Source organism: Fibrobacter sp. UWB15 (assembly GCF_900177705.1).
Lineage (GTDB): Bacteria > Fibrobacterota > Fibrobacteria > Fibrobacterales > Fibrobacteraceae > Fibrobacter.
Genome location: NZ_FXBA01000001.1, coordinates 837,427 through 857,837 on the forward strand (window position 1 = coordinate 837,427; position 20,411 = coordinate 857,837).

General features: G+C 51.4%; 12 protein-coding genes and 2 tRNA genes. 4 read left to right on the forward strand and 10 right to left on the reverse strand.

The genetic code is table 11. From position 1 onward, the window contains the following. Positions 1-2 precede the first annotated feature (2 nt). The 3 genes from B9Y58_RS03420 to B9Y58_RS03430 all read right to left on the reverse strand — a co-directional run bounded on the left by B9Y58_RS03420 (position 3) and on the right by B9Y58_RS03430 (position 4,154). Positions 3-1,262 (reverse strand): endo-1,4-beta-xylanase, encoded by a 1,260-nt coding sequence (locus tag B9Y58_RS03420; protein ID WP_083532193.1) that lies wholly within the window; start codon positions 1,260-1,262, stop codon positions 3-5. 128 nt (positions 1,263-1,390) lie between these two features. Further along, positions 1,391-3,184, reverse strand: coding sequence for a hypothetical protein (locus B9Y58_RS03425; protein WP_073054233.1), 1,794 nt, complete (start codon positions 3,182-3,184; stop codon positions 1,391-1,393). A gap of 58 nt (positions 3,185-3,242) precedes the next feature. Continuing rightward, a complete protein-coding gene (locus B9Y58_RS03430; protein ID WP_073054235.1) occupies positions 3,243-4,154 on the reverse strand; it encodes a tyrosine recombinase in 912 nt (303 codons plus the stop codon). 93 nt (positions 4,155-4,247) lie between these two features. On the opposite strand from B9Y58_RS03430, the gene B9Y58_RS03435 reads away from it, so the two are divergent. Together B9Y58_RS03435 and B9Y58_RS03440 are read left to right on the forward strand one after the other, a co-directional pair. Further along, a tRNA-Lys gene (locus tag B9Y58_RS03435) sits at positions 4,248-4,320 on the forward strand. A 143-nt stretch (positions 4,321-4,463) separates the two neighbouring features. Continuing rightward, positions 4,464-5,387, forward strand: a complete 924-nt coding sequence (locus tag B9Y58_RS03440; RefSeq protein ID WP_073054237.1) for a sugar phosphate nucleotidyltransferase — start codon at positions 4,464-4,466, stop codon at positions 5,385-5,387. Between the two features lie 71 nt (positions 5,388-5,458). On the opposite strand, the gene B9Y58_RS03445 is transcribed toward B9Y58_RS03440, so the two are convergent. The 3 genes from B9Y58_RS03445 to B9Y58_RS03455 form a co-directional block, all read right to left on the reverse strand. After that, on the reverse strand, positions 5,459-8,539 hold the full coding sequence (locus B9Y58_RS03445; protein ID WP_073054239.1) for an FISUMP domain-containing protein: 3,081 nt from the start codon (positions 8,537-8,539) through the stop codon (positions 5,459-5,461). Between the two features lie 21 nt (positions 8,540-8,560). After that, entirely contained in the window at positions 8,561-11,635 is a 3,075-nt protein-coding gene (locus B9Y58_RS03450) for an FISUMP domain-containing protein (protein WP_073054241.1), read from the reverse strand. A gap of 84 nt (positions 11,636-11,719) precedes the next feature. Then, positions 11,720-11,795: transfer RNA gene (locus B9Y58_RS03455), tRNA-Asp, on the reverse strand. 205 nt (positions 11,796-12,000) lie between these two features. Here B9Y58_RS03455 and B9Y58_RS03460 point away from each other — a divergent pair. Then, a complete protein-coding gene (locus B9Y58_RS03460) occupies positions 12,001-12,318 on the forward strand; it encodes an STAS domain-containing protein (RefSeq protein ID WP_073054243.1) in 318 nt (105 codons plus the stop codon). A gap of 100 nt (positions 12,319-12,418) precedes the next feature. Here B9Y58_RS03460 and nifJ read toward each other — a convergent pair whose 3' ends face one another. Next, positions 12,419-15,988, reverse strand: coding sequence for a pyruvate:ferredoxin (flavodoxin) oxidoreductase (nifJ, locus tag B9Y58_RS03465; RefSeq protein ID WP_073054245.1), 3,570 nt, complete (start codon positions 15,986-15,988; stop codon positions 12,419-12,421). Positions 15,989-16,167: 179 nt separating this feature from the next. Here nifJ and ruvX point away from each other — a divergent pair, with 179 nt between their 5' ends. After that, positions 16,168-16,578 (forward strand): Holliday junction resolvase RuvX, encoded by a 411-nt coding sequence (ruvX, locus tag B9Y58_RS03470; protein WP_073054247.1) that lies wholly within the window; start codon positions 16,168-16,170, stop codon positions 16,576-16,578. On the opposite strand, the gene fabF is transcribed toward ruvX, so the two are convergent. From fabF to B9Y58_RS03485, 3 genes are read right to left on the reverse strand one after another with little or no spacing between them, the layout of a single operon-like run. Continuing rightward, a complete protein-coding gene (gene fabF / locus B9Y58_RS03475) occupies positions 16,575-17,825 on the reverse strand; it encodes a beta-ketoacyl-ACP synthase II (RefSeq protein ID WP_073054249.1) in 1,251 nt (416 codons plus the stop codon). The genes ruvX and fabF overlap by 4 nt on opposite strands. A gap of 35 nt (positions 17,826-17,860) precedes the next feature. Beyond that, on the reverse strand, positions 17,861-19,582 hold the full coding sequence (locus B9Y58_RS03480; RefSeq protein WP_073054251.1) for an AMP-binding protein: 1,722 nt from the start codon (positions 19,580-19,582) through the stop codon (positions 17,861-17,863). A gap of 18 nt (positions 19,583-19,600) precedes the next feature. Next, positions 19,601-20,371 carry a DUF2334 domain-containing protein gene (locus B9Y58_RS03485; protein ID WP_073054253.1) on the reverse strand — a complete coding sequence of 257 codons (771 nt, stop codon included), beginning with the start codon at positions 20,369-20,371 and terminating at the stop codon, positions 19,601-19,603. Positions 20,372-20,411 lie beyond the last annotated feature (40 nt).

Sequence of the window (20,411 nt, forward strand, 5' to 3'; positions counted from 1 at the left end):
TTCTACCGTGCAATCCGCACTTGCTTTACGGTGCCGTTCTTCACGGAGCGGAGCATGTAGACGCCCTGGACCTTGATGTCGCTTGTATTCTGGAGTGTCGAAACAGCCTCGTCCATGGTGTAGGCGCGCAGGCGGCCGAGTCGGACGCCGTTCAGGTCGAATACGTCGTACGCCTGGAGGGTATTCGCCTGCAGGTGGAGGCTGCTGCCGATTGCAATCGTGGAATCGGCAATAGTCGTGTCCCTCGCAGTGGTATCTTCCTGAAAATTGAAATATTCCTTGAGCCATGTCATTGCCGGGCGGTCTTCACCATCCCTGATGAGGCCGCAACAGTTAATCCCTGGGTTTGTGATGCATTGCATTAAGGATTGCCCATAGAGATAGCCCCATAGGGTGACTCCTACTACATATTCGGTTTCCATGAAAACAGGAATATGTTCCGCGAAGCAGTTTTTTTGAATACTGTCTATTTCATTGCTGATGTTGTATTCAGAAATGAGTAGAGGCGTTTCTGTTTTCTCGTAAATCTCCTGAAGGGCGTTCTTGAGCAAGTCTGGATTGTAGCATTTCATGGGGCCGGTTCCCATCACAATCAAATCGTTGCCTTCAAGTCCGTAGGCGTCAACTGGGGCCCCGTTGTTCTTGATCGTATTGATTAGGTCGATCCCTTCATTTCTTTCCCACTGGATTGTGTTGTAGTCGTTGTAAATGAGGATTGCTTGGGGCCAGCGTTCGCGGGCCATCTTGAATGCGGTGGTTATGAATTTATAGTCTTCGTTGTCGCCGCCAAGGGCTTCGATAATTTTGTTGTTGCTGCCTATTTGTGAATGGATTCGCCTGGCTTCACTGACCACGTTGATGTATTCTAGATCCGGATAACGCTCCGCAACGGCATCGAACCACGCGGTAATGGCTTCTTTTGTTTCGTCCGCACTAAGGTCTCTAAGCCAAGAAGGGTTTCCCGAAGCCCATAATAGGGCATGAAATTTGAATGTAGCCTTGTTCTCTTTTGCCCAGTTGTAGGGGATGTCGCATTCGGAAAAATCGAAGGTGCCGCGAGTTTGTTCGACGGTTCGCCAAGTGCATTGCCTTTCTGGGGTAATCTGATTCCAATAAGTCCCGAAGTCAGAAGGGACAGGCCCTTCGACAGTTGTACTGCCGAGGAACTTTGCCGCACCGTCGGCAAGGCCAAGGGCGAAAACGCTACTCACGGCCACGCACAAAAGGGCCACAGGCGCAATTTTTAAAATTCTAGAAGTCATAGCTATCCATTATAAACATATATTCCCTTTAGGGATAAATTCCCAGGGTTGCGCTGTTTGTCGTGGATAATACGTCAATATGCAAAAAGGAACCTTGCGGTTCCTTTCTGCTTGTTTTGGCTTTGAAATTATTCGTCGGCAGCGGTGCTCTTGGGCTTAGCGCAGCGGTCCCTAGACCAGTTGGTTTGCTTGAAGCAGGCACTTCTGGTGTAGCAACATCCGTAGGCGTTGACGTTGCCAAGATCTTCGCAATTGCAAGCGATTCCGTCTCCATTAGGTTCTTCACCATCAACAGCGTCAACAAGGTCTCCGTTGGAGCAGACAACCATGAATCCCCCAGTGTGATAAGCCTTGTTAATGCAGGTCTGCAGGGTGTTGTGGCATTTGCCGAAGTAGGTTCCCAAGGCGTTGCACGATACGCGGCGCGTCTCGTTTGTAAGGTCAAACTCGAAAGGCCCCACTCGGTCATTAACGTCAGTGTGGGTATAGTCTTTCCAGTTGTATCCTGTAACGGTCTTCACAGCCATTTTTTCTTCGGGAATCAGGGCCTTCCATTTTTTTTTCGTTTCGAAATCCCTGAACGGAGGGTAGGCGGGGTCTTCATCCTTGAGAATTTGTTTGCAACGTTCCTCATCGTAGCAGGGATTTGGATTGGAGGGAGCTCCCACCATTGGTTCACCCCAGCATGGATCACAATCAGAACATTGGTCTATGTCGCATTCGATTTCCATCTTCTGTGGATCGGTGCCTTCTCTACAAGCGACGGGGCATTGGTAATACTCCTTGTCGAGCGGGTCGAACTTGTTATGGAGCCGTTCCCATTGTCCGTCGACGCACCTGTACATGACGGCATTGTTGTTGATGTCGTTGTCGCACCTCAGTTCTCCGTTAAGGCATTCGCCGCAGATGGCCTTGTCGGTACGGCACGACTTGTTGCCGCATATGGAAACGGCCTTCTTGGCTTCGCCGGCGACGCATTCGTAGACGGTTCCCTTTCCTTCGTCATCGTTGGTGCATGTGTGTTCGTAGTTCGTGCACTCGCCGCAACCGTTGTCGCGCGGGTCGCAGGATTTACCGTCACAACTTTCAGTTACTTTCTTGCCCTTTTCGCAGTGGGTGACGGTCGCCTTGAAGTTCTTGTCTTCGGTACAGGTCTGTACGTCATTGAGGCATTCGCCGCAGTCTGTGCCCTCTTCGTTACAAGAGACCGTGCCGCACGAGCGGTTCACGACGATTCCCTTCACGCATTCCTTGACAATGCCGATACTTGCGGGGCTGTCGGAGCATGTACTCTTGTAGCTGTCGTCGCACTCGATTTCAACAGCGTCCTTGTTCGCACATTCCTTGCTCTTGGTGTTGCAGAGAACGCCTTCGTCGCAGGAGACTTCGTCGCAGACGCAAGCCCCGTCTTTTGCCGTACCGCCAGATGCCTTGCACAAGTCGGCGAATGTGGTCACGGTCGAGGAAGAACTGGCGGTGGAGTCTATGTCAGTTGGTTTGCTCTGGTTGCCGCAGATGCCCGTGATGGTGTTGCAGACCGCACCGACATCGCAGAGCTCGTTTTTACAGGAGCAGGCACCGTCTTTTACCTTGCCGCCGGAAGCCTTGCACAATTCGGTAAATTTATCGAGTTCCGCCTTGGTCATGGACGAGGAACTTGCTTTTTGGCTAGACGAACTTGAGGAACCAGTCGATTCCTTGGTGGCAACGGGAACCCAGTTCGCGTCGTCGCAGTAATACTGGGCGTCTTCTTTTTTGGCGTAGACGGTATCGCCTTGGTTGTCTTCTCCGCAAATTCCGAGTTCGTAAATCGAGTTGACTTCGGTAATCACCTTGCGGCTTGAAGAGTCGTCGTCGCTACAGGCAACGAAAAAAGCGGCTGCAGTGAGTGCAGGAAACAAAAGGAATGAAATTTTTTTCATTTTAGCCTCTGCTTTTATCTTTTGTTCAAATATATCTAGAATTTAGGGAGGTGTCAAATCAGGGTATGGGCCGATGGTAAGAATTTGTCTGTTCTCTAGGATGGTGCGCACGGTGTTCCTGCTTTATAAATTCCTTGTCAATATGCGTGTAAATCTGGGTTGTGCTGATATCGGCGTGCCCCAGTAGTTCCTGCAATACGCGCAAATCCATGCCCGCTTCAAGGCAGTGGGTGGCAAAACTGTGCCGGAAGGTATGCGGCGAAACTTGCTTGCTCAAGTGCATCGTATGCAATTGTACGATTTTCCAGGCTCCCATGCGGGTCATGGGCTTGCCGCGGGAATTCAGGATGATGTTGTCCGTGGTCGGGTGGGTGAGGGGCCTGCCAAGCTCGATCCAGGCTTTCAGATTTTCTTTGGCTTTGCTGCCGAGCGGCACCAGGCGCTGCTTGTTCCCTTTGCCGATAGGTGTGAGCCATTCGTTGTCCAAGTCCAGCTGCGAGAGCTTGATGTTCAAGGTTTCCGAAATGCGGAGCCCGGCACTGTACATGAGCTCGAATAGGGCGGTGTCTCGCAACGGGTTCTTGCCGTTGGCCGCACTTTCAAAAACGCTGTCGATTTCTTCGCGGGTCAGGTACTGCGGCAGGTAATGCCCGAGCTTTGGGCGATCCAGCATGGATTCCGTACTGAAGTCGTATTCGCCCTGACTCTGCATGTACTTGAGGAACCCGCGCAGGCTCGAAAAGTGTCTTGCGATGGATGTGGGGGAGTATTCCGTCTGTCCGGCGGTGAGCGTCAGGAATTCGTCCAGCTTTTCGGGGGTCAAATCCTTGAGGTCGAGCCCGGTTTCGTCTAGCCAGCCGACAAAGTGCCGCAAGTCTTCCTGGTAGCTTTGAATCGTCGCTGGGGATAAGTTGCGTTCTACCCCCAAAAACGCCAAGTAGGCATCCATACGATTCGAATTCAGGCTCATGAAAAAAATATAGATTTTTTTGAAAAATTGCGTTTTCACCCCTTGACAGCGGCCCATTTTAATTCTATTATTGTGCGCGTCCTAAGCGACTATGGATGATTAGCTCAGTTGGTAGAGCAGCTGACTCTTAATCAGCGGGTCGCAGGTTCGACCCCTGCATCATCCACGAAGACCTCTCCCAACGGAGAGGTTTTTCTTTTTTGGTATTATGGACTAGTTTACAACATTATTATTATTTTCCCATAACCTTGTTCCATATAAAATGCTATATTGCGAGTGTAAAGTTTTGTTTTGAGGAATTTGGATTAAATGAAGATTGTTCTGCCCGTCGCTGGAAACGGACTGCGTCTGCGGCCTTACACCGAGAATGTGCCGAAGTGCTTGCTGCCTGTTGCCGGTAAGACGATTTTGGATTGGATTGTTGAAGATTCCCTGAGCCTGAAGCCCACGGAAACGATTTTTATTACCGGCTACAAGGCTGAGGCTGTAGACTCTTTTTTGGAAAAGCGCCCTGCTTGGGGTAAAACCCGTGCTGTGGTCCAGTCCAATCCCCAGGGCCTGGGCGAAGCGATCAGCCTCGCACTGCCTTACGTGGATGATGACGAACCGGTCCTGATTATTCTGGGTGACACCCTTTTTGAAGCGGACCTTTCCATTCTCCATAATGTGGACGAAAACATCCTTTACACCTATAAGGTCGAGGACCCGCGCCGATTTGGTGTAGCCGTGACCGACAGTACCGGTCGTATTACCCGCCTGGTCGAAAAACCCCAGGAATTCGTGAGTGACGAAGCCATTGTGGGTATCTACTACATTAAGGATACCAAGGTGCTCAAGCAGAGTCTCAAGTACCTGATGGATAACAATATCCGCACCAAGAACGAATTCCAGTTGACAGACGCTCTCCAGATGATGCTTGAAAAGGGCTGCCATTTCCGTACCGCTCCGGTGCAAAAGTGGCTGGACTGCGGCCTGGCAGAAACCTTGCTCGAAACCAACGCCCACGTGCTCAAGCGTATCGACAATTCCGCCTCGGTGAATCTCCCTGGCGTGAAGGTGATCGCTCCGTGCTACATCGGCAAGGGCGCAAAGATTACGAATAGTACCATCGGCCCGAACGTGTCAGTGGGCGACGACTGCGTCATCGAGAACAGCACGATCAGCAACGCCGTATTGTGGGATTCCGTCAAGGTAAGCGGCCAGACGATTGATAACGTCATCCTTCACGAGTAATTATATCAAGATCATTTAAGAAGCCGCCCTGGTTCACAGGGCGGCTTTCTCATTGGTGTCGATTATCTTGATTATTCGTCTTTTACGCAGCGGATATTGACACCCATATTCTGGTCAATGATGTAGGTGAAGGGAGATTCACTGTCTTTCGGATTATAGTGGTCACTGTCTAGAGATGTGGTGAATGTCTGTGCACTCGTAACGCCGTAAAATTCGACAAATGCGGTTGTTGCACTTACGGAATCTGCGTACCAGAAACCTCCGACGCGGTTTGCGTATTCGTATGTTCCGTTTGTGTTACGGATTCCAGTACCCCTAAGTTCAAAGCCTTTATAGACACTTTGATCGTATTCGGTGCTTTGCCAATAATCCATATCCTTTATTTGTATTTTCGGAACGTATCTCAATTTTTTGAACTCGTATGCATCGGGAACATGCCAACCTTTAGGACATGCGTCTTTGACATTTTTCCACGTGTAATACCTTCCGTAAACGGCACATTCTTCTTGAGTGTTTGCATTTGCAAAGCACCAACTGTTTTCTGTTTCGTAGTTCAGGTTGTCGACCATCCAGGTTTGTTCACCGGCCTTGAGAGTTCTGTAGGTTTGGCCGTCGCGGCTATCTTTCATGGTCCCATAGATAGGCGCCCAAACATTGTTCTTGCAGGCGTATTCGATTCCGCCTGTAGTGACGGTTTCGTTACAGGGTTTGCTCTTTAAATAATCTGCAAATGTGGAAAACTGCCAAGTTCCATTGTTGCATATTTTAAATTCATTATTAAACGGGACGATCATTCCGTTTCTTTTTTGGGTGCATATTCCGTGCTGATATATAACCTCTTCGTCTTCGGGTGTTCTCCATGTATAGCGGTAGTAGCAGCTGGTAAGTCTGCCGTTGGAAACGGCCAATTTGCCATCATCTTCATCGGATTGGCATTTTACTTCAGAGGTCGTGGGGAAAAGTCCCCATTTGTTGTTGCTGCATAGGTAAATGCTTGCCTTGGTCTTGATGACAAGGCTGTCGTTGTCTTCGTTGCAGGGCGTTTGGTATACGTTGTAATCTTCTTCTTCAATGGTTACCCAGCCGGCAGCAACGCATTGGTAATAGTAGCCGGCTGCGGCAAGCAAGTCACCGGTATTTTTTTGCGTGCATTTCCCGTTCTTCTTTTCGAAGGCTGTCAAAGTGCGCCATTTGCCGTCATCGCAAACGTATCCTCGGTATACGCTGTCTTGAATGGCGGTGGTGCATTCTCCCGACTCGTCTACGATGGTTGCCCTTACCCAGCTGTAGGTGCCAGAGGACAATGCGCACTTGTAGCCAAGAGAATCTTTGTTGGAATGCCAGATGTCATTCACAATCTTTTCGTTGCACTCACCGTAGTAGTAGGTGGGCATGTCCACTTGTTTCCATACGTAGTCTTCGCAGATATAATACTTTGAACTCGAGATCTTTTTTGCGCCGTTGTTTTTCTTGGTGCAGTAGGGGAACGAAGATACAGGGACTGTCAGTTTTTGCCATTGCAGGTTGTTGCAGGCGTAGGTAGTGCCGTCTGCTACATAGATTGTATCTTGAAGCGCAGCGCTACAATTACCCATTGCCTCTTCGACAGACGCGATGCGCCAAATGCCCTTGTCGCAAACGTATGTCGTGGTGTCTGTATGCTTGACGGTACCCTGCGTCTTGCCGTTGCAGACGCCGAAGGCGATTTCTTTTGCATTTGCTGTAACCCAGGATCCACCCTTGCACACGTAATTATAGTATACAACCGTGTAGACAGAATCGGTCTTGGTAGTGTCGCATTTACCGTAAACGTCTTCGGGTTCATAAGTGACTTGCCATTCGTAGTTTTTACAGACGTTGTAGTATGCATTGTCGAAAATCACTTCGCCGAAGCGTTCCTTGGTGCAAACCCCGAATTTAGTTTCGATATTGTTTAGGGTCCGCCAGTAATTGTCTTTGCAAACATAATTGTTGCCTTCATAGTAAACGGAATCGCCCGCATTTGTATCGGTACATGTTCCATGAGCGTCGGTAAGGGTGCGCTTTCGCCAACTGAGGCTGTCGCAAATGTACATGGTGTCTTTATAGGCTATCGTATCCCTTTGGCTTGCTTTGGTGCAATAACCGATTCTTGCTTCGAGTTCGTTGATTTCGCGCCATTCGCCGTTGTCGCAGACATAGGGGCGGTTCTTGTAGTAGGTGGCTCCTTCGGTTGCCTTGGAACATTCGGGTTCCCTGAATACTTCCTTGAACCATTTGCCATAAACGCAGGTGTAGGTGCTAGAATCTTCTTGAACCCAGACTTTGTTCTTTGTGTCGCAGGAACTGAGGTCAGACCCCTTCAAGACTTGGAAGGTTTCCTTGACGCAACGGACCGAGAAGTATGACGAATCCGTAAATTCGGATGCGGGCTTTATGGTGTAGCCGTCGTCGCCAATAATGTAGATTTTCGAATCATTGTTGGAGTTTCCTACACCGATGTAGTATGCTTTTTTGCCGGCATCGGTACAGGTGATGCCAGTGCATGTTCCGCCGGGCACCAGGTTCAAGGCGTAGGTGCCGTTGGCACTGCCGTTCCACAATGTGCTTGACTTGATGTATTTTAAGGATGAACCCACGTTATCAAGGAGAGATTCCCAAGCGGTGGTGGAGGCAATCGAAAAACTGTCAGGGCATAGGGTTTTGGAATCCCATTCGCGGTAAAGGTAACCGTATTTCTCGCAATAGCTTTTGTCGACATCGTAGCACTTGCTGGTTTTCCAAGTGGGGTATTCGTTCGCGTTTTCGATGGTCCATATGAAGTTGCCGATCTGGATGGTCTTGGTGTAGTTGCCTTTGTACCATACGGAGTCCAGTTTCACCGTGGCGTTCAAGTTCTTGTCGAATTCCAAATCCGGAACGGACTTGATTTCTTCACTGGAAGAAGATTCGTCGAGGTCCGGGTCGGATTCAGAAGAACAAGAGCCGTTCTCGCTGGAAGACGAAGAACCTTTGGTGCTCGAAGAACTACCCTTGTAGCTCGAGGAACTGTTGTAGCTGTAGGAATCCGAAGAAAAGATTTCTTCGGTGTAGTCGGAACCGTAGCCGCTACAGCCAACAAACAGGACGGTTAAAGTCAGAATGAAACTAGAGAGAATAAGGGAATTTCGCATAAATTTACCTAACCATAAAATTTAATTATCTTTGACGCAGCGAACGGAATACCCGTAGCCTTTTTTGTTTGAGAACACATCAGGAGATTCGGGAAGACTATTGTACCCTTCGGTTTTAGAACCGCAGCTATTCTCAAGAGTATAGTCGCCAGGCATGCTTTCGTCCATGAATTTCATAAAACAAGCCTTATTTGCGTCGTTACCGAGCGTATCGGTTAGCCACATGCCCGCAAGACGGTGCTCGTAGTCAAATGATCCTTCGTCCGTTCTGATTCCTGCAGCCAAGAACTCAAAACCAGGGGCTTGGTATTTTATATTGGCGTTTTGGGTCTGCCAGTTACCGTTATCGTGGTTTGAAAGGTAAATATGAAGAGAATTACTCCTTAACGAGTTGAATTCTTCGTGGCTTGGAAGATGCCAACCCTTGGGACATGCTGTTTGGGCGGCATCCCAGGTGTAGAGCCTTCCGTATTGGGCGCAGTATCTGTCGGCGTTGTTGTAACACCAGCTGTTCTCAGTTTTATAGTTCAGGTTTTCTACCATCCAGGTTTGCGTACCTACCTTAAGGGTCTTGTAGGTGTTTTCATCGGAATCCGTCATTGAGCCGTAAACCGGCGTCCATTTGTCTCCGGAGCAGGTGTATTCTTGGCCGTCAATATTAATAGTTCCACATTCGCTTTTGCTCAATATTAAGGAAAGGTCCGGTACTCTCCACCAAGAGTATTGGCACATATAGTACTTGTCGTTCAATTTAGCGAGTTCGCCTTCGCGCGCATTGGTGCAAAAACCGAGTTTGATGGCTGCATCGTTTAGGCGAACCCAGTTGTAATATCCGCTATTGTATTTGCATATGTAAATCTTGCCCTTGTAGGCGCCGGTCTTTCCGGACTGGCCGCTGCAAGACTTGGTCGTATCATTGATCGCATTGGGTGGTGTAATCCACTTGCCGTCGGAGCAATAGTATTCGACGCCATCCAAAACGGAAATGAGGCTGTCGCGTGAGCATTCCCCTAGGTAATACATGCTTTGGGTAATGCTAGTCCAACCGGTTGATTCGCATTCATAGTATTTAGAAGAGGTGGTTGCTTTTTCACCAATATTCTTTTTCGAGCAATATTTGCCAATCGTTTTTTCGAGCGAAGTGGGGGTTCTCCAGGTGCCGTTGTCGCAGAGCCTGCCGACAACCATGGTGTCTTGGGTGGTTTCGTCGCAATCCAGGTTGAACTGTTCCTTGATTGTCATTTGCACCCATTGGTATAGGCCGGCTCCTGTAGACTTGCATATGTAGCCAAGGGAGTCTTTCTTCGGGTAGATTTTGTTGCCGACGCTGTCGCCGGAGCAAATTCCATAATTGTAGGAGAGGGAATCAATGCGGGTCCATTGGTAATTGTTGCAATACCAGAAAGCCTTGGGGGTAGTCGTCTTGGCTTTTGAACCCTGGTTTTTCTTGGTGCAGTACGAAAGCGAAACGTTGGGCTTCGTCAATTTGCTCCAGGTCAGGTTGTCGCAGACATAGGTGTTGGTGTCCGTGGCATAGATATATATTGTATCCTGAAGTTCTGCGGTACATGCGCCGTAGGCTTCTTGCAAGGTGGCGTACCGCCATGCCTTGTTGTCACAAATAATCTTGTAGTTGCCCAACGTGATAAGGGTGTCTTGTTTTTTGGCGTTGCAGAGCCCGTATAGAGTTTCATGGTTGGAAATACCGCGCCATGCGCCGCCTTCGCATACATAGCCGTGATTCGATACAACGTAAATGGAATCGGTCTTGGTGGTGTCGCATTTACCGTAGACATCTACAGCAGCGGTAGTCCTACTCCATGTATTGTTCTTGCAGATGTAGTGGTCGCCCTGTTCTACGATTACTTCGCTGAGGCGTTTCGGGTTACAGACGCCATATTTGTTTTCCATGGAGCTGAGTGTCTGCCACATACTGTTGCGGCAGACGTAGCTTATGCCATTATGGTATATGGAATCGCCGCCCTTTTGCTCGTTGCATTCTCCTTGGGCGTCGAGAAGTGTCTGCTTTCGCCAGGAGAGGGAGTCGCAAATGTAGGAGGTGTCGTTGTAGAAGGCGGTTGCATTTTGCGTGGCGCTGGTGCAGTAGCCCAGCCTGATTTCCAGTTCCTCAAGTTCACGCCATTCGCCGTCTTGGCAGACATAGGGGCGAATCTTGTAGTAGGTGCTACCTTCGGTAGACTTGGAACATTCGGGTTCCCTATAGACTTCCTTGAACCATTTGCCGTAGATACAGGTGTAGGTGCTGGAATCTTCCTGTACCATAATCTTTTCCTTGGTGTCGCAGGCGCTGAGGTCGGAACCTTTCTTGACTTGGGTAGACAGCTTGGCGCAGCGGACAGAGAAGAATGAGGAATCGCTGAATGAAGAGAGCGGCTTGGATGTGTGGCTGTCGCTATCGATAACGTAAATCTTGGTATCGCTTTTGCTCTCGCCAGCGCCGACATAGTAGGCTTTCTTGCCGCCGTCGGTGCAGGTGAACCCATCGCACATGCCGCCGGGTACCAGGTTCAATGCGTAGGTACCGTTGGCGGTGCCGCTCCACAAGGTGCTAGAAATAACGTATTTGTTGGAACTCACGTTTTTAAAGAGGGATTCCCAAGCGGAGGCGGTTGCAATGGAAAAGTCGTCTGGGCAAAGGGTGGCTGCGTCCCACTGAAGGTAAAGGTAACCGTATTTTTCGCAGTTCTCGTCTTTAACGTCGTAACATTTGCTGGTTCTCCAAGTGGGGTATTCCTTGGCGTTTTCGGCGAGCCAAATGTAGCTGCCGATCTGGATGGTCTTGGCGTAGCTGCCTTTGTACCACACGGAATCCAGCTTAACTGTGGCATTCAGGTTTTTGTCGTATTCGAGGTCGGGGATAAAGAGGGTTTCCGAGCTGGAGGAATAGTAAGATGAATTGTACGCGCTGGAATAAGCGGAACTGGAGGAGCCGCCCTTGTAACTGGAAGAATAGAGGAAACTGAAGGAATCCGAGGAATATTCCTCTGGGGTATATTCAGAGCCGTAGCCGCTACAGCCAATAAATATGGCGTTCAAAATCAGTACAGTACTGGCAATGACGATTGTTAACCGCATATATCCTCCTAAGCACAATGTAAATTATAGAAAATATTTGGAGGATATAACTAAAAAGCCTCTCTAAAAGAGAGGCTTTTTTAGCGGGATAGACGAGGCTTGAACTCGCAACCTCCGGCGTGACAGGCCGGTGCTCTAACCAAAATTGAGCTACCACCCCAGTGGTTTGTTTTGTTCGAGTCAGTTTCCTAACCGAACGAGCCAAATATAAAAAGAACATTTCGCCTTGTCAAGGGATATGGGCGAAAAAACTTGATTTTTAATAAAATTTGCCGTGCGAATAATCACACTCGCTTTAGGTTCGCCTTGAAATCGTTATAACGAATACTTAATATTATGCTGGTGTTTTTTAAGAGGTGTTTGTTATGTTTGGACATCCAAAATTTGGTGTTGAAGTTTCTGAAAATAACGGTACTTTGACCCTTTCGTTACATGGTGTAATCGAATCAACGACAGCAGATATTTTCGAAGCGGAAATGGCTTCGGCTTGCACAAAAAGCAAGAATCTTGTTGCTGATTTTGCCAATGTCAATTTTATTTCGTCTGCCGGTCTGCGAGTGCTTTTGTCTTCTCAAAAGAAGATGATTGCTGAAAAGGGGAAAATGACGCTCATCAATTTGCAGCAGGGTGTTCGCGAAATTTTGGAAATGACCGGCTTTACAAGTATGCTGAACATCGCTTAATGACAAATTAATCTTGCGCCTCTTGGTGCAAAAAGATTTGAGTATAACAAAACACCCCGCCACTCATCGTGACGGGGCGTTTTAATTGGTCGTTAACCGATTAGAGGCTGATCAGCCCTTCGGTATCCTTGCTCATGGCATCGTAGAATGCGTAGCGGGCGTCAACTTCCTTCTGGAGGTCGTCGGCGAGCTTCTTGGCCACTTCCGGATTGCTACGGGTGAGCTGCTTGTAGCGGTTTTCGGTATAGATGTATTCTGCGACCGGGATCGTCGGCTTCTTGGAGTCGAGGATAAGCGGAGCCTTTCCTTCGGCGGCGAGAGCCGGGTTGTAGCGGAGCAGAGTCCAGTAACCGGAATCCACGGCCATCTTCTGGTGCTGAAGCTGGCTGTTGAGATCGAAACCGTGGTTGATGCAGGGGCAGTAGCAGATGATCAGAGACGGACCATTGTGTGCTTCCGCTTCCTGGAGAACCTTCAGGGCCTGAGCGTCGTTTGCACCGAGGGCGATACGGCCCACGTAAACGTTCTTGTAGCTCATGGCGATAAGGCCGAGGTCCTTCTTGCCGGCGCGCTTACCAGCGGCAGCGAAGAGGGCGACTGCGCCACGGTTCGTGGCTTTGGAAGCCTGTCCACCGGTGTTGGAGTACACTTCGGTATCGAGGACGCAGATGTTCACGTTTTCACCGGTTGCCATCACGTGGTCGAGACCACCGTAACCGATGTCGTATGCCCAACCATCACCACCGAAGATCCACACGGATTTCTTCACGAGGTAATCGGCGAATTCGTCGCGGAGGCTGACGGATGCGTCGTCGGTAGCACCGGCGAGTGCGGCCTTAAGGGCGGCAACGTTTTCACGCTGGGCCTTGATGCCGGCTTCGTCGTCCTGCTTCTGGGTCGTGAGCTTTTCCTTGAGTTCGGCAGGAACGTTCACGGCTTCGAGGAGGCTGAGAGCCTGCTTGGCATGCTTTGTGATAGCGAGACGCATACCGAGACCGAATTCAGCGTTGTCTTCGAAGAGGGAGTTCGCCCAAGCGGGACCGCGGCCTTCCTTGTTCTTTGCCCACGGAGTGGTCGGGAGGTTACCGCCGTAAATGGAGGAGCAACCCGTAGCGTTGGCGACAACCATGCGGTCACCGAACAACTGAGAAACGAGACGCACGTAAGCGGTTTCGCCGCAGCCTGCGCAGGAGCCGGAGAATTCGAACAACGGTTCGAGGAGCATGGCCTGCTTGACGAGGCTCTTGTTGACCTTTGTGCGGTCGAATTCCGGGAGATCGACGAAGAAGTCCCAGCACTTGCCTTCCTGGACCTTGATGGGTTCCTGCGGCACCATGTTGATGGCCTTCTTGGTCTCGTCGGTCTTGTCCTTACCGATACAGGCCTGCGTACAGACGCCGCAACCCGTACAGTCGTAGCTGGACACGGAAATCGCGAATACCGGCTTTTCGGAACCTTCGAGCTTGAAGCCCTTGGCCGGGGTGTACTTGAAGCCTTCCGGAGCGTTCTTCACTGCGGATTCGTCAACGACCTTCACGCGGATGGCTGCATGCGGGCAGACCATGGCGCACTTGCCGCACTGCACGCAAGCGTCTGGATTCCAGGACGGGATGTTGAGGGCGAGGTCGCGCTTTTCGTACTTGGTGGTACCGGTCGGGAACACGCCGTCGCAAGGCATCTTGGAAACGGGGAGGAGCTCGCCGTTGCCCTTGATGATTTCTGCGGTGACTTCGTTCACGAACTTCGGAGCGTTGCCATGGATCGGAGCGCGGAATTCCTTGGTGCTGGTGACAGTGGCCGGAACCTTGACTTCGAACAGGTTAGCAAGAGAAGCATCAATTGCGTCCCAGTTCTTCTGGACCACTTCCTGACCCTTCTTGGCGTAAGTCTTTTCGGCGTACTTCTTGATGTACTTGATGGCGGTTTCGGCATCGAGCACGTTACCGAGCTTGGAGAAGAAGCAGGTCTGCATCACGGTGTTGATGCGGCGGCCCATGCCGGTCTTAGCGGCAACGGCGTAGGCGTCGATCACGTACACCTTGAGGTGCTTCTTGATGATGGCTTCCTGCACCGGACGCGGGAAGGTATCCCACACGGTGTCGGCGGAGTGCGGAGTATTCACGAGGAAGGTTGCGCCATCCTTCGCGTACTTCAGCATGTTCACGGATTCCAGGTGCGGAGTATGGTGGCATGCCACGAAGTCGGCTTCGTTTTCGCCAATCAGGTACGGGGCATCGATGATGCTCTTACCAAAGCGGAGGTGAGAGGTGGTCATGGAGCCGGACTTCTTGGAGTCATAGACGAAGTAGCCCTGGGCGTAGTTGTCGGTTTCGTTACCGATAATCTTGATGGAGTTCTTGTTGGCACCCACGGTACCGTCGGAACCGAGCCCGAAGAACATGGCCTGGAAGAAGTCGCTTTCCAGCTTGAAGTTCGGGTCGATGGTGAGGCTCGTGTGGCAAACGTCGTCGTTGATACCGACGGTGAAGCGAGCCTTCGGGTCGGCCTTGGCAAGTTCGTCGTAGATGGCCTTGACCATGGCCGGGGTGAATTCCTTGGAAGAGAGACCGTAGCGGCCGCCGATCATCTTCGGCATGGCCATCTTGCCAGCCATCACGGCTTCGGAGATAGCGGTCAGGGCGTCCTGGAAGAGCGGTTCGCCAGCGGAACCCGGTTCCTTGCAGCGGTCGAGGACGGCAATCTTCTTGACGGTCTTCGGGAGGGCTGCAACGACGGCTTCCATCGGGAACGGGCGGTACAGGCGGATGTTCACGAGACCGACCTTTTCGCCCTTGGAATTGAGGTACTTGACGGTGTCACCGATGGTGCAGGTCGAAGAACCCATGGAAATGATCACGCGTTCGGCGTCGGGTGCACCGACGTAATCGACAATGTGGTACTGACGGCCAGTGTAGCTTGCGACCTTGTCCATGTACTTCTGGACAATTTCCGGAACCTTGGCGTAGAACGGGTTCACCGTTTCGCGGCCCTGGAAGTAAACGTCCGGGTTCTGTGCGGTACCGCGCATGGTCGGGCGGTCCGGAGTGAGGCTGCGCTGCCGGCATGCCTTCACATACTTTTCGTCGATGACGTTACGGATAACGCCGTCTTCGAGAGCTTCGATCTTCATCACTTCGTGAGAGGTACGGAAACCGTCGAAGAAGTGCATGAAGGGCACGCGGCTTTCGAGAGTGGATGCGTGGGCCACGAGAGCGAGGTCCTGGCATTCCTGCACGCAGCTGGAGGCGAGCATGGCAAAGCCGGTCTGGCGGCAAGCCATCACGTCGGAATGGTCACCGAAAATAGAAAGGCCCTGCATGGCAAGGGCACGGGCAGTCACATGGAAGACCGTGGGGGTCAGTTCGCCCGCAATCTTGTACATGTTCGGGATCATCAAGAGAAGACCCTGGGAAGCGGTGAAGGTCGTGGTCAAAGCACCGGCCTGCAGAGCACCGTGAACGGTACCGGCAGCGCCACCTTCGGACTGCATTTCAAACACGCGGGGAACCTGTCCCCAAATATTCTTCTTGCCTGCAGCACTCCAGTTGTCGGCGTGCTCAGCCATAGGACTAGACGGTGTAATCGGGTAAATAGCCGCAACTTCGCTAACAGCAAATGCTACGCTAGCGGTGGCCTCGTTACCATCACACGCAATCATCTTTTTTGCCATGTGTGTCTCCAATTTTTAGGTTTTTTCGAAAAAATCTGATTTAAGTGCACTTTCGGCCCATTTGGAGCCAAAAGCGAAAAATCCAAGATGAAAAATATAAAGATTAAAGGGGTTTGAACGGATTTTTTTTGAAAAATTGCGTAAATCTAGGGGGTGTTTTAAATTCTATATTATGGCCGATGAACTACTTAGCCCTTGATTATGGTGAACACCGCGTCGGTGTCGCATTTGCCGATTCCGAGTTCCGTATGGCTTTTTCGCGAGAAACGATTGACCAGAAGACGACAAACCTGTTTGTTCGCCTAGACGAGTTGGTGAAAATCAATAAGGTAGACGCTTTTGTGGTGGGAATGCCGTATCACCCTGATGGCCGTAAAGACGGCAAGAATGTGGTGGTGGAGAAGTTCATCGAAGACTTGAAAACGCGTTTCCCGGGCATGCCTGTGTACACGCAGGATGAATCGTATTCCAGCGTGCAGGCGCAAGAAAAGACTTCTTACTTTAGCAAGAAGAAAAAGCAAAAAAATAAGGCGGTCATCGATCAACTCGCTGCCGCCATAATTCTACAAAGATGGCTAGATGAAAACTAGCCGTTGTACTTTTTAATAATCACCACGCCGTTGTGACCGCCGAACCCAAGTGAGGCGGACGCAGCGACGTCGATGTTGCCTTCGACGCCCTTGTTCGGAACGTAATCGAGGTCGCATTCCGGATCCGGAGTCTCGTAGTTGATGGTGGCGGGGTAGAACGAGTCGCGAATCGCAAGAGTTGAGACGATGGCCTCGCACACACCGGCGGCACCCACGCAGTGGCCTGTCATGCTCTTGGTGCTCGACACCTTGATCTTGTAGGCGTGATCACCGAGGGCGACCTTGAGCATGGCGGTTTCGGTCGCGTCGTTCAGATGCGTCGAGGTTCCGTGGGCGTTATAGTAGTCGATGTCGGTCGGGGCAATGCCTGCATCCTTGATGGCGCGGGTGAGAGCCTTCGCGCAGGTTTCTCCACCTGGGCGCGGGCTCGTGATGTGGTAGGCATCGGCAGAAGCTCCGTAGCCAGCGAGTTCGGCGTAAATCTTCGCGCCGCGTGCCTTGGCATGTTCCAATTCTTCGAGAATCATCACGGCACCGCCTTCACCCATCACGAATCCGGAACGGTTCAAGTCGAACGGGCGGCTGGCCTTTTCCGGGCAGTCGTTGAATTTGTCTGTAAGGGCGTGCATGCCGGCGAAGCTCTTGATACTGTAATCGGTAATGCCGCTTTCGGAACCACCGGCAAGGCAAATATCCAGGCGACCCGAGCGGATAGCGTCAAGGGCGATACCGATAGCGTCAGTGCCCGAAGCGCATGCCGTGCAGACCGTATGGGCCTGACCCGTGATGCCGAGGGCGATAGACACATTTGCGCCCGCTTCGTTCGGAATCAACTGCGGCATGGCGAGGGGCGAAACCTTGCGCTTGCCGCCATTCATGTACTGCGTGTAGGTAGAATCGATAATGTCCATGCCACCGAGGCCTGTACCAGCGACAATGCCTGTGGTATCTTGGGCAAGGTCTTCGGGCGTAAGGCTTGCGTCTTTGACTGCTTCTTTGGAGGCGGCGAGCAGGAACTGCGTGAAACGGGCCATGCGGCGGGCTTCCTTGGGGTCGATATCGTGTTCTTCGGGCTTGAAGTCCTTGACTTCGGCCGCAATCTTTACCGGACAGCTGCTTGCGTCAAAAAGCGTGATGGGACCGACACCGCACTTGCCTTCGCGAATGGCTGCCCAAAAATCGTTGATGTTCTTGCCAACGGGAGTCACGGCTCCCATACCAGTGATTACTACGCGTCTTTTTGTCATGTAATACTTAAATGTTGATTGTTTCTCTTTAAATTTTAATTCTCTTTTTCTTCGGTCTTGGGCTGCTCCGCATTGGCTGCGTCCTTAGCCGCGTTGGCATCTTCCTTGTCCTTGTCGCGGATAGAGGCGCGGCGGATTTTTCCGCTGATGGTCTTCGGCAGTTCCGACACGAAGTCGATGATACGCGGGCTCTTGTAAGAGGCGGCCACGTTCTTTGCGAATAGCTGGATTTCCTTAGCCAGTTCCTTCGACGCTTCGTAGCCCTTCTGGAGCACGACGGTTGCCTTCACGGCCTGTCCGCGGGACTTGTCTTCGACGCCAGTCACAGCAACTTCCAAGACGGCCGGGTGCTTGTGGAGCACTTCTTCGACTTCGAAGGGGCTGATGCGGTAGCCGGAACTCTTGATCAAGTCATCGGTACGGCCCACGAACCAGAAGAATCCGTCCTTGTCGCGGGTAGCGGTGTCGCCGGTGTGGTAGACGCCGCCCTCGAAGACTTTCTGGGTGCGTTCTTCGTCGCGGTAGTAGCCGCCGAACATGCCGAAGGGCTTGCCTTCGTCAATCTTGATGATGATTTCGCCGACTTCGTCGGGACCGCAGCTGTTGCCATCGGCATCCACGATATCCATGCGGTAGCCGGGGGAGGGTTTGCCCATAGAACCCGGGCGCGGTTCCATCCATTCGAAGTTGCCCGTCGTAAGCGTCAGTTCGGTCTGGCCGTAGCCTTCGTGCAGGCGGAGCCCCGTCTTTTCGAAGAACTTCTTGTAAATGTCGAGGTTCAATGCCTCGCCTGCGGTGGTGCAGTACTTGAGGCTTGAAAGGTCGTACTTTTCAACGCCGTGCTGCAGAATGTAGCGGTATACGGTTGGCGGCGCACAGAAGGTGGTCACCTTGTATTCCTGCATCTTTTCGAGCAGCTTGCCCGGAATAAACACGTTCATGTCGTAGGTGAATACGGCAGAACCTGCAATCCACTGGCCGTAAATTTTGCCCCAGAGCGCCTTGGCCCAGCCGGTTTCGGCAACGGTCAGGTGGCGGCCTCCGTCAATCACGTTCTGCCAGTACTTGGCGGTCACGATGTGACCGAGCGGGTAGCTGAAGGTGTGGGCGACCATTTTGGGGTTGCTGCTGGTGCCACTCGTAAAGTAGACGATCATGATGTCGTCGTTGTGCGTGGCGGCGTCTCCTGTGGGGCGCGGGAAACTCGGCGGGCAGATTTCGTAGTCGTCGTAGAAGCTAATCCAGTTCTGACGGGACTGTCCGATGGTCACGAGCGTTTCGACAATGTGCGTGTGTTCGCAGGCGGTGTCGATTTCCTTTTGGAGTGCTGGATCGTCGTAAGAGACGACCATCTTGATGTCGGCGGCTTTAAAGCGATATTCCAGGTCTTCGGCGGCGAGCATGTTCGTTGCCGGAATGGCAATTGCACCAATGCGGTGGAGCGCCAAGAGGAAAAACCAGAATTCGTAGCGGCGGCGCAAAATCAGCATCACGCGGTCGCCTTTCTTGATTCCCTTTTCTACCAAAAAGTTCGCGGTACGCTGCGAGGCAATCGAAAGGTCCTTGAAGGTAAAGATGTGGTTTTCGTCGTTGTCATCGCACCAGACTAATGCTTCGCGCTTGGGTTCGGTCTTCGCGTATTCGTCGACCACGTCGTAGGCGAAGTTAAAGTCTTCGGGAATATTGAGCTTAAAGTTTTCGTAGAGATCCTCGTAAGAGGAGTACTCGGTTCGTGTTAGGAATCTATTGAGTATCATTTGTGTCTCTCCGGTCTCTTATAGATCCTGGTACATAATTTTTTCGCGGTGCTTGGAAGCGAACTTCACAAGCGAAAGCAGGTTTTCTTCACCCATGGCCTTCATGTCGCCGGCGTGAAATACAAGACGCGGTGTTCCACGGTAAATGAGGAGGGCGAGTCGCGAGAATATCTGCATGGCACCGAGGAGTGCATGCGGAATAATCGAGAAGGACAAAATCTGCGAGAACGACGGCTTGACGCGTTTACCGACCTTGCGGTAGATGTAGAACAAATCTTCGTAGAAGTTGAATTCCTCGAGCACCTGCTTCTTGAGGTGCTTGTTGTCGAGCCAGACCGGCGCGATGAATCCGGAGGGGCGGCCAAAGCCGTGGGCCTTCCAGAGGGCGATGCTTCGGTTCAGGAGCATCTGCGAAAGTTTCTTGTTCAGGCCTGCAAATTCGGCACCGTTGTGCGAAATGGCGAGCGCGAGCTTGCCGATGGGATTACGCTTGATGAACAGGTCTGCGTTGTGGCGCACACCGTGGAGCAAGATTTCGTAGCCTTCCTGCACGAATTTTCCGATTTCTTCGCGGAAGGCGTCGGCTTCGGATTCAGGGACGCCCCCGATAGAGGGAACGACGGCAATCGAGATGGGTGAACCGGCGGCAGCGGCAATCTTTCGAATTTCTTCGGCGGATTTCTTGCAGTTTTTCACGTTAAAATTATGATAGCACAGCAGGTACTTCTTCTTTTTGTGAAGAATGGCTTCGGCGGCGCGGATGTCGGCAATGTCCTTGTTGATTTCCATAAGGGTAACCTAATTGAATTTTACGCCATATATATAGAAA

Excerpts from the sequence above, each read along its gene's own strand:
- B9Y58_RS03420 (WP_083532193.1), bottom strand. The coding sequence starts at position 1,262 with ATGACTTCTAGAATTTTAAAAATTGCGCCTGTGGCCCTTTTGTGCGTG.
- B9Y58_RS03425 (WP_073054233.1), bottom strand. The coding sequence starts at position 3,184 with ATGAAAAAAATTTCATTCCTTTTGTTTCCTGCACTCACTGCAGCCGCT.
- B9Y58_RS03430 (WP_073054235.1), bottom strand. The coding sequence starts at position 4,154 with ATGAGCCTGAATTCGAATCGTATGGATGCCTACTTGGCGTTTTTGGGG.
- B9Y58_RS03440 (WP_073054237.1), top strand. The coding sequence starts at position 4,464 with ATGAAGATTGTTCTGCCCGTCGCTGGAAACGGACTGCGTCTGCGGCCT.
- B9Y58_RS03445 (WP_073054239.1), bottom strand. The coding sequence starts at position 8,539 with ATGCGAAATTCCCTTATTCTCTCTAGTTTCATTCTGACTTTAACCGTC.
- B9Y58_RS03450 (WP_073054241.1), bottom strand. The coding sequence starts at position 11,635 with ATGCGGTTAACAATCGTCATTGCCAGTACTGTACTGATTTTGAACGCC.
- B9Y58_RS03460 (WP_073054243.1), top strand. The coding sequence starts at position 12,001 with ATGTTTGGACATCCAAAATTTGGTGTTGAAGTTTCTGAAAATAACGGT.
- nifJ (WP_073054245.1), bottom strand. The coding sequence starts at position 15,988 with ATGGCAAAAAAGATGATTGCGTGTGATGGTAACGAGGCCACCGCTAGC.
- ruvX (WP_073054247.1), top strand. The coding sequence starts at position 16,168 with ATGAACTACTTAGCCCTTGATTATGGTGAACACCGCGTCGGTGTCGCA.
- fabF (WP_073054249.1), bottom strand. The coding sequence starts at position 17,825 with ATGACAAAAAGACGCGTAGTAATCACTGGTATGGGAGCCGTGACTCCC.
- B9Y58_RS03480 (WP_073054251.1), bottom strand. The coding sequence starts at position 19,582 with ATGATACTCAATAGATTCCTAACACGAACCGAGTACTCCTCTTACGAG.
- B9Y58_RS03485 (WP_073054253.1), bottom strand. The coding sequence starts at position 20,371 with ATGGAAATCAACAAGGACATTGCCGACATCCGCGCCGCCGAAGCCATT.